At 66.8% G+C, this 13,557-nt stretch carries 12 protein-coding genes; 4 read left to right on the forward strand and 8 right to left on the reverse strand.

The genetic code is table 11. From position 1 onward, the window contains the following. Positions 1-51 precede the first annotated feature (51 nt). Positions 52-3,252: a patatin-like phospholipase family protein gene (locus tag ACFFJ6_RS04680; RefSeq protein ID WP_378384857.1), complete on the forward strand. Its 3,201-nt coding sequence runs from the start codon at positions 52-54 to the stop codon at positions 3,250-3,252. A gap of 1,154 nt (positions 3,253-4,406) precedes the next feature. Here the strand turns inward: ACFFJ6_RS04680 and ACFFJ6_RS04685 are convergent. The 5 genes from ACFFJ6_RS04685 to ACFFJ6_RS04705 all read right to left on the reverse strand — a co-directional run bounded on the left by ACFFJ6_RS04685 (position 4,407) and on the right by ACFFJ6_RS04705 (position 9,265). Beyond that, positions 4,407-5,663 carry an arsenic transporter gene (locus ACFFJ6_RS04685; protein ID WP_378384859.1) on the reverse strand — a complete coding sequence of 419 codons (1,257 nt, stop codon included), beginning with the start codon at positions 5,661-5,663 and terminating at the stop codon, positions 4,407-4,409. Then, positions 5,663-6,925, reverse strand: coding sequence for an MFS transporter (locus tag ACFFJ6_RS04690; RefSeq protein WP_378384861.1), 1,263 nt, complete (start codon positions 6,923-6,925; stop codon positions 5,663-5,665). Before ACFFJ6_RS04690 ends, ACFFJ6_RS04685 begins: the two co-directional genes overlap by 1 nt. 7 nt (positions 6,926-6,932) lie before the next feature. Continuing rightward, positions 6,933-7,388 carry a DMT family transporter gene (locus tag ACFFJ6_RS04695; protein ID WP_378384863.1) on the reverse strand — a complete coding sequence of 152 codons (456 nt, stop codon included), beginning with the start codon at positions 7,386-7,388 and terminating at the stop codon, positions 6,933-6,935. Between the two features lie 2 nt (positions 7,389-7,390). Next, positions 7,391-8,485: a metallophosphoesterase family protein gene (locus ACFFJ6_RS04700; protein WP_378384865.1), complete on the reverse strand. Its 1,095-nt coding sequence runs from the start codon at positions 8,483-8,485 to the stop codon at positions 7,391-7,393. Positions 8,486-8,671: 186 nt separating this feature from the next. Next, a complete protein-coding gene (locus ACFFJ6_RS04705; protein WP_378384867.1) occupies positions 8,672-9,265 on the reverse strand; it encodes a hypothetical protein in 594 nt (197 codons plus the stop codon). Between the two features lie 120 nt (positions 9,266-9,385). On the opposite strand from ACFFJ6_RS04705, the gene ACFFJ6_RS04710 reads away from it, so the two are divergent. Next, entirely contained in the window at positions 9,386-10,048 is a 663-nt protein-coding gene (locus ACFFJ6_RS04710) for a response regulator (protein WP_378384869.1), read from the forward strand. On the opposite strand, the gene ACFFJ6_RS04715 is transcribed toward ACFFJ6_RS04710, so the two are convergent. Further along, the gene (locus ACFFJ6_RS04715; protein WP_378384871.1) at positions 10,024-10,242 is read right to left on the reverse strand and encodes a hypothetical protein; all 219 of its coding nucleotides are present in this window, start codon (positions 10,240-10,242) and stop codon (positions 10,024-10,026) included. The two genes, ACFFJ6_RS04710 and ACFFJ6_RS04715, sit on opposite strands and share 25 nt — an antisense overlap. Here ACFFJ6_RS04715 and ACFFJ6_RS04720 point away from each other — a divergent pair, their 5' ends adjacent. Together ACFFJ6_RS04720 and ACFFJ6_RS04725 are read left to right on the forward strand one after the other, a co-directional pair. Beyond that, positions 10,243-11,430 carry an ATP-binding protein gene (locus tag ACFFJ6_RS04720; protein WP_378384873.1) on the forward strand — a complete coding sequence of 396 codons (1,188 nt, stop codon included), beginning with the start codon at positions 10,243-10,245 and terminating at the stop codon, positions 11,428-11,430. It begins immediately after the preceding gene. 136 nt (positions 11,431-11,566) lie between these two features. Next, complete coding sequence (locus ACFFJ6_RS04725; RefSeq protein ID WP_378384875.1) at positions 11,567-12,421, forward strand: NAD-dependent epimerase/dehydratase family protein; 855 nt, start codon at positions 11,567-11,569, stop codon at positions 12,419-12,421. A gap of 101 nt (positions 12,422-12,522) precedes the next feature. Here the strand turns inward: ACFFJ6_RS04725 and ACFFJ6_RS04730 are convergent, their stop codons facing one another. After that, on the reverse strand, positions 12,523-12,660 hold the full coding sequence (locus ACFFJ6_RS04730) for a hypothetical protein (RefSeq protein ID WP_378384877.1): 138 nt from the start codon (positions 12,658-12,660) through the stop codon (positions 12,523-12,525). A 134-nt stretch (positions 12,661-12,794) separates the two neighbouring features. After that, positions 12,795-13,496, reverse strand: a complete 702-nt coding sequence (locus ACFFJ6_RS04735) for a fumarylacetoacetate hydrolase family protein (RefSeq protein ID WP_378384879.1) — start codon at positions 13,494-13,496, stop codon at positions 12,795-12,797. Between the last annotated feature and the right edge of the window lie 61 nt (positions 13,497-13,557).

Below are 13,557 nucleotides of genomic sequence, written 5' to 3' on the forward strand. Positions count from 1 at the left end.
CCGGCTACGACGACGTCCTCGTAAGGATACGTAGCAGGGGAGGGGCGTGGCATGCGTAACCCCGGCGTCCACAATTCATTCGCGAAGATCCTGTTTCTCGACATCCCGAGCCTGATCGACAGCGCGTGGCGTCGCTTCGATTTCCACGCGCATGCCGAGACGATCTACCGGCTCGATGATCCCGGACATCCCGCGCCGCGTGCTTTGTGGACGATGCCGCATTACGCGATGTTCGTCGTGCTCGTGTATTTCGTCAGCTACGGTCCAAATCCCAACGGGCTGTGCGCGATCGCGTCGGCGGAGATCGTCGCGCTTCTGCGGATCGCCTTCGGCGTCGTCATCGCCGCGGCAACGCTCGTCGCCGCCGTCCGCTATCGCAGTGTGCCGGCCGATCTCGTGCATCGTCGGTTCCGGCGGTTGGCCGCCAATGGCGAAGCGGTGTCGCCTGCGCGCGAACTGATCGTGGTCGTCCTCGCGCGGGTGGTGGCGCTCGTTCCGGTGGCGGCGGCGCTGTGGAGCGCGGCCTATCTCGCGGGCTGGCGTAGCGGGCCGATGGTCTGCGCTGTTCAGCATGCCGACAGCTACGCCCAGCTCCGCTTCGCGCTGTGCCTCTTCACGGTCGTCGCGGTCGGTCTGATCGGGGCGCGGCTGCGATCGACCGCGCAGCTCATCGTTCTCCAGATCGGGGCGATCGTGATGGTCGCCGCGGTGCAGTGGTTCCTGCTTTCCGACGCGGAGACGCGCCAGGCCGACGACTTGCCGTACCGGCACGTGTTCGCGTTCTGGGCGCCCTGCATGGCCGCGGTGCTGCTGCTGGCACCGCCGCTCGTCAGGCTGATGTTTCCCGTCGGCAAGCCGCCGATCGCCGGCGATCCCAACAATCTCGCCGTGGAGTCGGAGGCCTTCAGGTCCTGGCTGGCCGACACTGAACTGTTCGACCCGCGCGATGAACCGAAGCTGAGTTGGCGGCGGCTGATTTATGCGTTCTTCTACGGTCCGTTCTACCACCCGATGCACCTGCTTCTGCTGCCGGCCTGGACCGCCCTGGTGGTGCCGCCAGAGGTGCTTTACGTCGCCGTCGCCCTGTCGTTCGCCGTGTCCTATCTGATGCTGGTGTGGGGCAACGTGTCCACGCGGTGGGACGAGATGAACGTCCATCTCGACCGCTGGTGTCTGCGTGGCGGACCGTTGATCGTGTCGACGCTGGTGATTGCCCTCGGCCTGATGCGGGTCTTTCAGGTCGATTACATCTCGACCATCCTGGATGCGCTGCCGTTCGGCACCATCTTCGGCCTGATCGTGATGATCTATCTGCTGTTCTGGTTCCTGGAATACTGGATGAACCGGGCGCTTGCCGTTGGCCTGCTGCGGATCCTCGGCACCGGGCCCAGCGAAATCACCATCGCCTATCCGCGCAACCCGCCGATCCCGGCCGGCATCGGCGTCCGTGCCGAGAACCGCTTCGTGCAGTTGCATGAGACCGGACGCTTCATCGCGTTGGGCTACTGGCAGCCGCCCACTGCAAAGCCCGGGCACACGGCCGGTCGCGGGCCGGAGGTTGCTTTTAACAGCTATTATTTCGGCGAGCTGTTCGACCGGCTCAGCCGCCGCGCCACGACCTCCGACCAGATGTCCTATGTCATCGACATCGGGCGGCGATCCGGGAACTACTTCCTGATCATGAACATCCTGATGGTGCTGATCACCGGCGGGTTTCTCGGCTACTATATCTACAATCACAATATCGGGACCGGCGGCATCGCGCCGGTGCTCAGGACGTCGGCGGAGCAGACGGCGCCGGCTCCCGTCAGCCTCGCGTCGCTTCTGGTTCAGCAGCCGGACCAGCCGGTGCGCCCGGCGCTCGTCGTCGTCGCCTCGGGCGGTGGCACCCGGGCGGCGCTGTACACCGCGTCGGTGCTGCGGGGCCTGCACAAGCTCGGCGTCGACAAGGACATCGTGCTGCTCAGCGGCGTCTCGGGCGGCGGTGTCGCGCTCACCTATTTCGCGGCCAATTCTCAGGCTCTGGTCGAGGCGCGGGCCGACGATCCCGGCGGTTGCGATGAGAACTCGCCCGGCGCCTCCGGCAATTGGGATTGCTTCAACGATCGCATGACCAAGCCGTTCATCGAGGACGTCCTCAATGGCGCGACCGAGTGGCGCGTGTTTTCAAACACGTCACTGTCGGTTCTGTTGGCAGAGAGCTTCAAACGGCGGCTGTTCAAAGACGCGCTGATCAGCGAGCTTCAAGGGCCGGGCCTGATCCTGAATACGGCGATCGTCAGCCATCCCTGGCAGGATTCCGATCTGCTCCGACGCACCCTGGATCCGCCGCCGAGCCTGGCGGCCGACCCCAGCTGCCAGGAGCACGAACGGGTCTACAAGCTGATGAGCGGCGGCCGGCTCGTCTTCACCAACCTGCGCGACACCGAGCGCTTCCCCGGCGGACCGGCTCCCATCGTGGACGTGCTGTTCCCGTACCAGGTGGTGCGCGACGGCAAGGTGCCGCTGGCGGTCGCCGCCGCCCTGAATGCCAATTTCCCGCCCGTGTTTCCCAGCGCGCGGATCAGTATCAAGGCGGACAAGCCGGATGACTGCCCGCGCGACTACTACGTGACCGACGGCGGCGCCGTGGAGAATCTCGGACTGCTATCCGCGCTCTACGCGCTGCAAGGCGCGGTCGCGGCCGTGGAAGATGGCAAGGCGATCCGGCCGATCCACATCGTTCTGGCCGAGGCGTCCGCGATCTCCTACGACTACGGTCAGGATCGTGGCATGTCGGCCGTCGGCAGCTCACGCGAGCGCCTGGCGGGTGGACTGACCCACGGTCTCACCGCCGAGCTCGAGGCGCTTCTCGCCAAGCGAAACAAGAATGCCGCCAAGGTCAAGTATCACTATCTCGGCCTTCCGCTGGCGTTTCGCGCGCGGGGCGGCTTCGGCACGCATTGGATGTACGCCAAGACGTATCACCTGAACGACCCGCGGCCGCGGGCAATTCCGGCTGCCAATTTCCTTCCATCCTCGTGGGGGCGGGACCGCAAGGCGGAGATCAATCAGGCCGATCTGCGCCAGCTCTGGAGCGGGCTGCACGAGCCCGACGACGAATTCTGCGGCCGGCAGGACTTCAAGGGCGAAGCCAGGAAAGTGTGGCGCTGGATCTGCGAGCCGACCGCCGCATCGGCCGGCCCGCGCGACCTTCATATGGAGAAATGGCATGACCTCGTGAGGGCGATGCGAAGTTACCCGGACAGATGACGGCTGGCTGTCACGGGGGGCAGTTGCTCGATGCTGAGTTGGAATGCGCCGCGATCCCCCGCCGGTCGTGAAGAGTCGACGGTGTCGTGCGGCGGTCGATGGGCGGCTTGACAGAATTCCTAAAAGGACTATAGTCCGCCTCAACCCGCCCCGGGGAGAGGGGCGAAACGCGATCGTCACGGTTCGCGGGTCGGGGGGCGATGGACGCGGCAGCGTCAGGCGGGGACGTGAAGGCAGGGCGGGCTCCCTTTCATCGAAAGGCCCCGTGAGCCGACACCGAAGCGCTGACGACCACGCTGCCGCGGACGGCAAAGGCGTGTGGTCCTGATGTCCCGCGTGGCATCAAGCCCCGACCAGGCGTTCCGCTTCCACCGAAGCGCACGCGAATGGTCGGACGCGACGGCGACCAAAAACCGTGTCGGGCGCCGGGGAGAGCACGAGATAAGCCGGAAGCACCATCGCGCGCGGAACGCCGGATGTTCTCCGGTGTGACCGTGGTGTCGAACTCGTGTGCTTTTTACTTACGCACACGAGGCCGCGGGTGCATCGGGCACCCGGCGTTCCGCGCGCCCTCTTCCCAAGAGGGCGAAGGGACCGCAGCAAACCTCGGGCGCATCGCGCCGCGAGATCGCGAAGGCGTGGCTGCGTCGGGCTGTTGCGCAGTCGTGGCTGTTTCAGGCTGCGCAAAGCTATGGCGATTTGATCTCCGAAGCGCGTCGAAGTGGCTGTTTGATAGTTGAATATGTTCGTTCGACGTGGAGTACGGGCGCAACCGCATCCTCCCACGTCATCGCCCGGCTTGACCGGGCGACCCAGTATTCCAGAGCGCTCGTTTGAGCGCCGTGCCTTTCTCCTCCACCGCTCTGCGATACTGGATCACCCGCTTTCGCGGGTGATGACGGCCTCTTTCTTGGGAGCGCCTCGACCTTCACTCCGCCGTCATGCGCGGGCTCGACCCGCCTGCGGGCCCGGAGCCCCTTCGGTGCAGCAAGAGCGCGCGCATCCGTCGCGCGCAGCGCGCTGAATGATGGCGTCGTGCGAAGCAGAAGTCGTCTTGCGAAGGGGGTGGATTGCCGGGTCGAGCCCGGCAATGACGGATGTCGTTGGCGCCGACGCAGCGCCTCACTGACAGACGCGGGCTTATCCGCTCCTCGTCACGCCGGCATCAGCAGCAGCGCCAGCAGCGACAGGATCAGCGCGGGCGGCATGATCAGGGCGCCGAGGCCGAGGAAGCGCAGCGCGCCGATGTGTTCGCCTTCGCGGCGCAGCGCGATCAGCCACAGGATGGTGGCGAGCGAGCCGGTCACCGAGAGATTGGGCCCGAGGTCGACGCCGATCAGCACCGCGCCGGTGATCTGATGCGAGGCGTGCGCCGCCTGCGTCGTGGTCGCGGCGATCAGGCCCATCGGCAGATTGTTGACCAGGTTGGACGCGAAGGCGGTGATGAGACCCGCACCCCACGCGGTCGCCCGTGGCGACGCCGCGGCCTGTTCGCGCAGCAGATCCGAGAGCTGCGGCAACAGGCCGGTGTGGTTGAGGCCCTCCACAAGTACGAACAGGCCGGCGACCAGCGGCAGCACCGACCACGACACGTCCTTGATCACCGGCAGCGGCGATTTGCGGCCGATCAGCAGCACCATCACGGTGACCAGCGCGCCGCAGATCAGCGTCGGCAGGCCGAGATCGTGGCCGAGCGCCGAGGACGCCAGCAGCGCCACGGCGGTGAGCGCGATGCCGCCGGCGACGATCGCGGCGCCGCGCGTCAGCTTCACCGCGGCGACATCGGTCTCGACCTTGCCGCGCAGATGCCGACGCTGGCTGAAGCGCAGCATCACGAAGGTCACGACGATCGCCACCAGCGACGGCAGCGCGAACACCCGCAGCCATTCCAGCAGCGTCGGCATCCGATCGCCGAACACCACGAGGTTGGCGGGATTGGAGATCGGCAGCACGAAGCTGGCGGCGTTGGCGATGAACGCGCAGACGAGGAGATACGGCAGCGGCTCGACCTTCGCGGCGCGCGCCGCCGCATACACGGCCGGCGTCAGCACCACGGCGGTGGCGTCGTTCGACAGGAAGATCGTCACCAGCGTGCCGACCGCATAGACGATGGTGAACAGCCGCGACGCCGAATGCCGCGACTGCCGCACCGCCTGCACGGCGAGCCAGTCGAACAGCCCTTCCTGCCGCGCCACCTCGGCGAGCAGCATCATGCCGATCAGGAAGAAGTACACGTCGAGGCCCTTGCCGGCGGCGGCGACCGCATCCTGCCAGGGCAAGAGTTGCAGCACCACCAGCAGCACAGCGCCGGCGGCGGCCCAGATGTATTCCGGCAGATTCCACGGCCGCGCGACGACCCCCAGCGTGGCCAGCGCAGCGATGCCGCAGGTTGCGGCGGTGACGGTGACCATCAGGCCGCTCCCACCGGCGCGGCGGCGGATCCGACGTCATCCGACGTGCCGGCGCAGGCCGGCCGCAGCAGCGACGCGAAGCCAACCCATAGCATCACCGAGCCGACCGCGAAGGCGCCGAGGATCAGGAACATCGGGCCGTAGCCGAGCTCCTGGGCGATCCAGCCGCCGATCGCCGGGCTGAGCGAGGCGCCGATACCCTGCACGGTCATCACCGCGCCCTGGCCGGCATTGACCCGTCCGGTGCCGTTGAGGATGCGCGCCACCAGGCCGGGGACCGCGACGCTCTGCAGCCCGGCGCCGATGCCGTCGAGGATCTGCACCGGGTAGACGCCCGACTTGTTGAGCATCCAGGCGGCGATCACGCCGCGCAGCGGCAGCGCCATGAACGAAATCAGCAGCACGAGCCAGTAGCCTTCCTTCTCCGCCATCCGCATCGCGACCAGCGACGTCACGATCATCACGCCCTGCGCGATCACGATGGTCATCGCCACGAAGGTCGCCGGATCGACCTTCTGATCGGCCACCACGGCGAGCCCATAGAGCGGAAGCATCGCGGCGTTGCCAAGATGAAAGAACAACAAGGCGGCCGCCAAGATCAAGAGCGGCTTCGACTCCAGCAGCACGCGAAAGCCGCTGGCCTTGTCGTCGCCGCGGTTGCGATGCTCCAGGCCACGCGCCGCGTCGTCGTCGATCGCCTCGCTCGGGATCATCATCACCGAGCAGATCGACAGCACGCCGAACGCCGCCGCCAGCCAGAACACCGCGGTGAAGCCATAGGCCCAGCCGAGCAGGCCGGACAGCGCCGCGCCGGCGACATTGCCGGCATGGTTGAAAGCCTGGTTGCGGCCGTTCTGCCGGTTGAAACCGGCCTGCCGGACAATGCCCAGCGTGATGCCGGCGACCGCCGGGCCGATCGCGGCGCCTGCGATCGCCGTGGCGACCTGCGAGGTGGCCACCAGCCAGAACTCCTGCGACAGCAAGACCAGGCCCGACGCCAGCACGGTGCAGATGCCAGGGATGATGACGAACAGCTTCTTGCTGCGGGTGGCGTCGATCAGCGCGCCCGCCGGCGTCGTCATCAGCATCCCGGCGACGCCACCCGCGGTCATCACCGTTCCGATCCAGCCGCTCTGCCAGCCATGCGCCAGCAGGAACACGCCGAGGAACGGGCCGATCCCCGCCTGCATGTCGGCCATGAAGAAGTTGAGCGCGAGCAGCGGCCGCAGCGCGCGCTGCTGTTGCGACGATGTCGTTGTCACTGCGTCCTCAGAATTTCGAGATCAGGGTGATGCCCGCGACCATGAGCACCGCGCCGGCAATGCGGCCGGCACTGAGCTCGTGGACCGTCATGCCGAACAGGCCGAAGCGATCGATGACCAACGACATCAGAATGTTTGCGGTGATGGTGAGGCCCGCGAAGGCGCCGGCGCCGACCTGGCCGACGAACATCAATCCGGCAACGACCGCGAACGCGCCGATCAGTCCGCCGAGCGGCGCCCACCACGGCATCTTGGCGAGCCCTTCCGCGGTCGGCAAAGGATGCGGCAGGCACAGCGCGACGCAGGCGAGCGCGAACACGACAGGCAGAAACGAGATCACGCTGGCGAGCCACGGATTGCCGATGGCCTCGCGCAACGCATTGTTCATCGGCGGCCCCCACGCCTGCAGGGCGCCGGCGATGAGAATGATCGGATAGAGCCAGACGGCGCTGAAATTCTGCATGCTCACCACTTCCTGCCGTTGCGGTTCGGGCCCAGTTGGGTGCCGAACAAATGACGATCAGGCCACGCGCCGACGCTGCCGGCGTCGCTCCCGGTGGAGCTTCGCGGTGTTGCCGGCCCGACCTCGATACGATCGTGTCCGAGCGATCCGGTCTCGTCGGAGACGCGGACTGCCAGTTCGAAGCTGTCGTGGCTCTGCTCAAGCGGGGCTTCGAACAGGCCGTCTCCGCAGCTCTGCATCGGGCGCCATGCTCCGTCGCCGATCCGGCACTCCGCCAGCGTGATGGGCGCGGCTCCCCACACCGAGGCTCGCACCCGATCGGCGGGTCCGCTTCGCTCGAAGCTCAGTCGTCGATCGGCCGGCGAGGTGATCATCACGAAGGGCCAGGGCGAGGCGAGCAGCTTGAAGCGCCAACTCACGACATCGCCGTCGAGTGCCATCAAGCTGAAGCCGACCGGGCCTTCCTCGATCTGGCCGGTGGAGCGCGTCGCCGCATAGATCGTATGACCGTCGTGCGAGAGTTCGTTGTAGTGCGTGTGGCCCATGGCCACGAGCTGCGCAGGGCTGGAATCCAGCAGCCGTGACAGTCGATCGGCTTCCGGGCCGAGGTCGGCCGGATAGGCGTGCATGAATACGACGCACCGTTTGTTGTCGCGCTTGGCCTCCGCAAGCTGATCGCTCAGCCACGCGAATTGTTGGTCGCCGAGCCGGAAGTCAGGGCCGCCGCTGCCGTGAGACACCACATCGAGGAACAGGCAGAGCTGACCACGAACCTCCGCGCGATACGGCAGCTTGGGAACGTTGAGCCCGCTGTAGAAGGCCTGAAGCGAACGCGGCTTGAAATCGTGGTCGCCGGGAATGACGTGATACGGCAGGCGAAGCTGGTTCAGGCCGGCGCGGACCAGCGCAAACTGATCGCGGGTGCCGTCGTCGGCATTGTCACCGGGGAGGTAGACGAAATCCAGGCCGGTCTTGGCTTGCTGATTCAGTTCCTGGACGATCGCAGTGAAGTCGCCGTGGTTAGGAAGTCCGGGATCAGTCAGATGCAGGTCGCCGATCTGCGCGAAGCGCAGCGGCGTGTCGGAGGCCTTGCTCATCGTGGTGGGTACCTTGCCGTGTCTCAGCCGGATAATCGAAGCCAAGATGTCGCAGTTCCGGAAGGCGAGTTATTTCTTTTCGCAACGCAGGGAAGTAACTCGCCCGAGCCTTGCATCGCCGCGGCGGCGATGCAGGCTGCTAACGAGGCTGTTAGTTCCGGCTGCGAGCTACGTCGCCGGGTCTGATCATAATGCGCGCGGCGGCGGCGGCGGCGGAGCGTCAGCCCGCGGCGGTCCGGGCGGAGGCGGAGGCGGTGGCGCATCCGCGCGCGGCGGGGGCGGTGCGCCGGGCGGCGGAGGCGGCGGGGCCTCGGCGCGTCCGGGGCGTGGCGGCGGCGGGGGTGGCGGCCCCGGAGGGCCGAAGGCTTCATTGCGGCCATCGGCATGCGCGACGATCTGGGCGCGTACCACGCCGCGATCGAACACGCCCTGCACGGTGACTGTCTCGCCGCGCGTCACCGCATTGACGTCTTCGCCGCGCGGCCCAAGATCGATCAGCGCGCGACCACGGCCGTCGTCGAGGACGAACTTGTTGCCGTAGATCTCGGCGACGTTGCCTTTCACCGCGACGGGCTGGCCGGGCTGCATCTGGTCGATTGCGGTGGGCTGCAGCAGCATCACGCTCGGCGTCTGCCAGTTCTGCGCGAGCTTCACGCCGCCCGCGCCGGCCGCGGCGCCAACGGCCAGAACCGCCAGGGCGATGCCGCCGAGCAGGCCGTGCCGCCGGCTCAAGCGGCGCGGAGGAGGGCTGTTCGCTACGTGGGTCTCTTGATCTGTCATGGTCCATCTCTCATGAGTGAGGATGGACCAGCCTAGACATCCGGCGCCAAATCCAGCCTGAACCGTTTCGTTCAGCTTGGGTTAAGCTCGGCAACGTAGTTCCCGTCGCGAGGTAAGCACATGAAGATCCTGCTGGTCGAAGACGATCGCATGCTCGCGAAAGAGCTCGCCCGCGCGTTGCGCGAGGAGAACTTCGCGGTCGACATCGCTGAGACCGGCGAAGACGGACAGCATCTCGGCGAGACGGAATCCTACGATGCCGCGGTGCTCGATCTCGGATTGCCGAAAGTGCCGGGCGTCGAGGTCCTGCAGCGTTGGCGCAAGCAGCAACGGCATTTTCCCGTACTGATCCTCACCGCACGCGACGGCTGGACCGACAAGGTCGAAGGCTTCAAGGCCGGCGCTGACGATTATCTCACCAAGCCGTTCCGGGTCGAAGAGCTGGTGATGCGGCTGCGCGCGCTGGTGCGCCGCGCGGCCGGGCATGCGGCGTCACGTATTTCCTGCGGGCCGCTGACTTTCGAGGCGCCGACCGGACAGTTCGAACTCAATGGCCTGCCGCTGAAGCTCACCGCGCTGGAATGGCGCGTGCTGGAGTGTCTGATCATGCGCAAGGAGAGCGTGGTCGAGCGCGGCTTGATGTCCGAGAAGGTTTACGAGGGCGATGTCGGCACCGACTCCAATTCGATCGAAGTGATCGTCGCGCGGCTTCGCCGCAAGATCGGCAAGACGATGATCGAGACCGAGCGCGGCCGCGGCTACAAACTCACCGCGGGGCAGTGATGGCGCGCGCGACCGCTTCTCTCGGCAAGCGCCTGCTGATTGCGGCCGGCGCGTTCATCGCCGTCGCGCTGATGGTCGCGGCGGTCCTGATCGCGTTCGTGCTGCATCGCTTCGTGCAAGGTCAGATCGATCAGCGGCTCGATGCCCAGATCGCCTTCCTTTCGTCGATGCTGCAGGTCGGCAAGGATGGACAATTGAAGCTCGCCGGCACCGCCGATGGCCCGCCATTCGATCGACCGGGGCGCGGCTGGTACTGGAAAATCTCAGGTCCCGCGAACGTGCTGCGCTCGCGTTCGCTCGGCCCTGCCGATTTTGAGCTACCGGACCTCGGCAACCGGCCCGCGCCGCCGCCGCCTCCGCGCCCGCCACCCGGCGACGACGGTCCGCCGAAAGACCGTCCGGTGCCGGCCGACGGTGTCGGGCCCGACGGCCAGATGCTGCACTACCGGATCGCGACCCAGACGGTCGCGGGCGTGCGCGTCACCATCGCGGCCTCGGCGCCGCGCGACGCCGTGCTCGGTCCGCTCGGCGAAGCGATGCGCACGCTGGCGATCTCGCTCGCTGTGTTGGGGATCGCGCTGATCACCGCGATGCTGCTGCAGGTGCGGCTCGGGCTGCGACCTGTGGAAAGTCTGCGCCGCGCGATCGCGGACGTCCGCGCGGGCGTTCGGGAGCGCGTTCCCGAGGAGCAGCCGCGCGAATTGCGGCCGCTCGCCGACGAACTCAACGCGTTGCTGGGTGAGAACGCCGCCAATCTCGATCGCGCCCGCCGCCACGTGTCGAACCTGGCGCATGGACTCAAGACGCCGCTTGCCACCATGTCGGTCGCGCTGCGCAAGGAGGCGCCCGGTGCCGACGATGTGCAAAGCCTCGTGCTGCTGATGGATCGCCGGATCCGTCATCATCTCGGCCGCGCACGCTCGGCGGCGTTGGGTGGCCCGGTGCGTGCACGGACCGAGCTCGCACCGCGCGTCGCCGATCTGGTTCTCGTGCTCACCAGGGTCAATGCCGAGAAGCCGATCGACGTCGCGCAGAGCATCGCCCCATCCCTGGCGGTCGCCTGCGAGCAGCAGGATGTCGACGAGATGCTCGGCAATGTGCTCGAGAATGCTTTCGCATGGTGCCGGGCCAAAGTGAACGTGAAGGCTGCAGTGGAGCGACGCAGCGTCGTGCTGACCATCGATGACGACGGACCGGGACTGTCCGCCGAGCAGATGGCGAATGCCGTTCAGGCGGGCCGTCGTCTCGACGAGAGCGCCCCGGGCTTCGGATTCGGTTTGTCCATCACGCGCGAACTTGCCGAGCTTTATGCGGGGGCGTTGACGTTGAGCAGATCCGAGCTCGGCGGGTTGCGGGCCGAGATTCGTCTGCCGGCGGCCTAGTGCCGATCCGCAGCCGAACGGATGTCGAACCTTTGCGCAACTCGGGCGGACTTCGCGCACCGATCCTGCTATTCAGCGAGGATGCTGATGATGCTTCACTCTCCGCGATTTGCGCGGTCCAAAGGCGGCTTCTGCAATGAGTAGGGCTTCGCCTTTGGTGATCGGCGCGACCGGCATGGTCGGCGGTGCGATCCTGCGCCGTCTGGCGGCCGACGGCGCGACACCGGTCGGCCTGTCGCGGCGGCCGCAGATCGCGCAGGACGGCGTCTCGTGGTTCGGTGCCGATCTTGCCCGGCTCGCGCATGCTGTGCTGCCGCCGCTCGACGTGGTGTATGCGACCGCACCGGTCGGTCTCGTCGCCGACGCGGTGCCAGCTCTCGCGGCGGCCGGCATGACGCGCCTCGTGGTGTTCACCTCGACCAGCATCGCGACCAAATGGAATTCGCCCGATCCGGACGAGCGCGCCGCGATCCGGCGTTGGGGGGCCGATGAGGCGCGGTTGATCGAGGCCTGTCACGCTGCCGGTGTGGCCTGGACCGTGCTCAGGCCGACGCTGATTTATCTCGAAGGACGCGATGGCAATGTCAGCCGCATCGCTGGCCTGATCCGCCGCTTCCGCTTCTTCCCGCTGATGGGCGGCGGCGAGGGGCTGCGCCAGCCCGTCCACGCTGACGACCTCGCTGCGGCGGCGATCGCGGCGGCCGCGCGGCCTGCCTGCGCCGGCAAGATCTACGATCTGCCGGGTGGCGAAACGCTGAACTATCGCGAGATGGTCGGCCGGATCTTCGACGGGCTCGGCCTGCCGCGCGTCATCGTGCCGATCCCGGATTGGGCATGGCGCCTGATGCTGCCGCTCGCCGTGCGCGTGCTGCCGGGACTATCAGCCACGATGGCGACGCGAATGACGAAGGACATGACCTTCGATCTTGCGCCCGCCGCCACCGAGATCGGCTGGCAGCCGCGGCCATTCTATCCGCAGTTCAAGGATTAGGACGCGGTGGAAGACGATTAGTAAGCGGGGCTCGTTCGATCTGAGGCGAGTGCTGCCTTCTCGGGCCGCAGCGCAACTGCGGCCTCAATCCCGTTGGCTGGTTAGCGGACAATGCCGACGGTCGCTACGCGGGCCGGCTCACTGTTGCGCCACGACAACCCCGCCGAGGCCTGCGCCGCAGCTAGAAACAGCGCCGTCGCGACCGAGAGCAACACAAATCGTCTGAGATCCGAGACCATGACGCACGCCCTTACAGCCCCCGTATGATCCTCAGGTGTTATGCTTAATGAATTGCTAACGCCAGCTCAACGATGGTCAATTTCGACCATTGTCGAGCTATTCCAGATCTCAAGGCTGAGGCTGCGGCCGGTGATCAGGCCGGCTGAGCGATCGTGATCTTCAGTGTGCCGACACCGTCGACACCGCATTCGACCTTGTCGCCCGGCACCAGCGCGGCGACGCCGGCGGGCGTGCCGGTCATGATGATGTCGCCGGCGCCGAGCGCGACCTGCAGCGACAGCTTCGAGATGATTTCCGCGACGTTCCAGATCATCTCCGACAGATCACCCTTCTGGCGCTCGGTGCCGTTGACCGACAGCCAGATCTTGCCCGTCGCCGGATGACCGATCTCAGAGGCGGGACGCAGCGCGCCGCACGGCGCGGAGAGGTCGAACGACTTGCCGATCTCCCAGGGCTGCTCCTTCTTGCGCGAGGCGGTCTGCAGATCGCGTCGCGTCAGATCGATGCCGACGCCGTAGCCCCAGACGTGATCGAGGGCCTTGTCGGTCGGAATATTGAGACCGCCGCTCTTCAGCGCCACGACCAGCTCGACCTCGTGCTGCATGTCCTTGGTCAGCGTGGGATACGGGATCGTCGCGCCATCCGGCGCGATCATGTCGGCGTGCTTGGCGAAAAAGAAGGGCGGGTTGCGCTCGTCGTTGCCGAGTTCGCGGATGTGTTCGAGATAATTGCGGCCGACGCACCAGATCCGGCGCACCGGAAACGTCTTGCTGTCACCCTGCACGGCAAGGGCGGGCTGCGGCAGCGGGGCGATCACGGAAGATGCAGTGCTCATGAGTTTAACTCGCAGCAAGGTGGCGGGATCAGAGGGCGGACGCGCGGCAAGGCGATCAGGT

Source organism: Rhodopseudomonas telluris, from assembly GCF_042432815.1.
Classification (GTDB): domain Bacteria; phylum Pseudomonadota; class Alphaproteobacteria; order Rhizobiales; family Xanthobacteraceae; genus Rhodopseudomonas; species Rhodopseudomonas telluris.

Coding starts and splice junctions, on each gene's coding strand:
- ACFFJ6_RS04680 (WP_378384857.1), top strand. CDS start 52: ATGCGTAACCCCGGCGTCCACAATTCATTCGCGAAGATCCTGTTTCTC.
- ACFFJ6_RS04735 (WP_378384879.1), bottom strand. CDS start 13,496: ATGAGCACTGCATCTTCCGTGATCGCCCCGCTGCCGCAGCCCGCCCTT.
- ACFFJ6_RS04700 (WP_378384865.1), bottom strand. CDS start 8,485: ATGAGCAAGGCCTCCGACACGCCGCTGCGCTTCGCGCAGATCGGCGAC.
- ACFFJ6_RS04685 (WP_378384859.1), bottom strand. CDS start 5,663: ATGGTCACCGTCACCGCCGCAACCTGCGGCATCGCTGCGCTGGCCACG.
- ACFFJ6_RS04710 (WP_378384869.1), top strand. CDS start 9,386: ATGAAGATCCTGCTGGTCGAAGACGATCGCATGCTCGCGAAAGAGCTC.
- ACFFJ6_RS04705 (WP_378384867.1), bottom strand. CDS start 9,265: ATGACAGATCAAGAGACCCACGTAGCGAACAGCCCTCCTCCGCGCCGC.
- ACFFJ6_RS04725 (WP_378384875.1), top strand. CDS start 11,567: ATGAGTAGGGCTTCGCCTTTGGTGATCGGCGCGACCGGCATGGTCGGC.
- ACFFJ6_RS04730 (WP_378384877.1), bottom strand. CDS start 12,660: ATGGTCTCGGATCTCAGACGATTTGTGTTGCTCTCGGTCGCGACGGCG.
- ACFFJ6_RS04695 (WP_378384863.1), bottom strand. CDS start 7,388: ATGCAGAATTTCAGCGCCGTCTGGCTCTATCCGATCATTCTCATCGCC.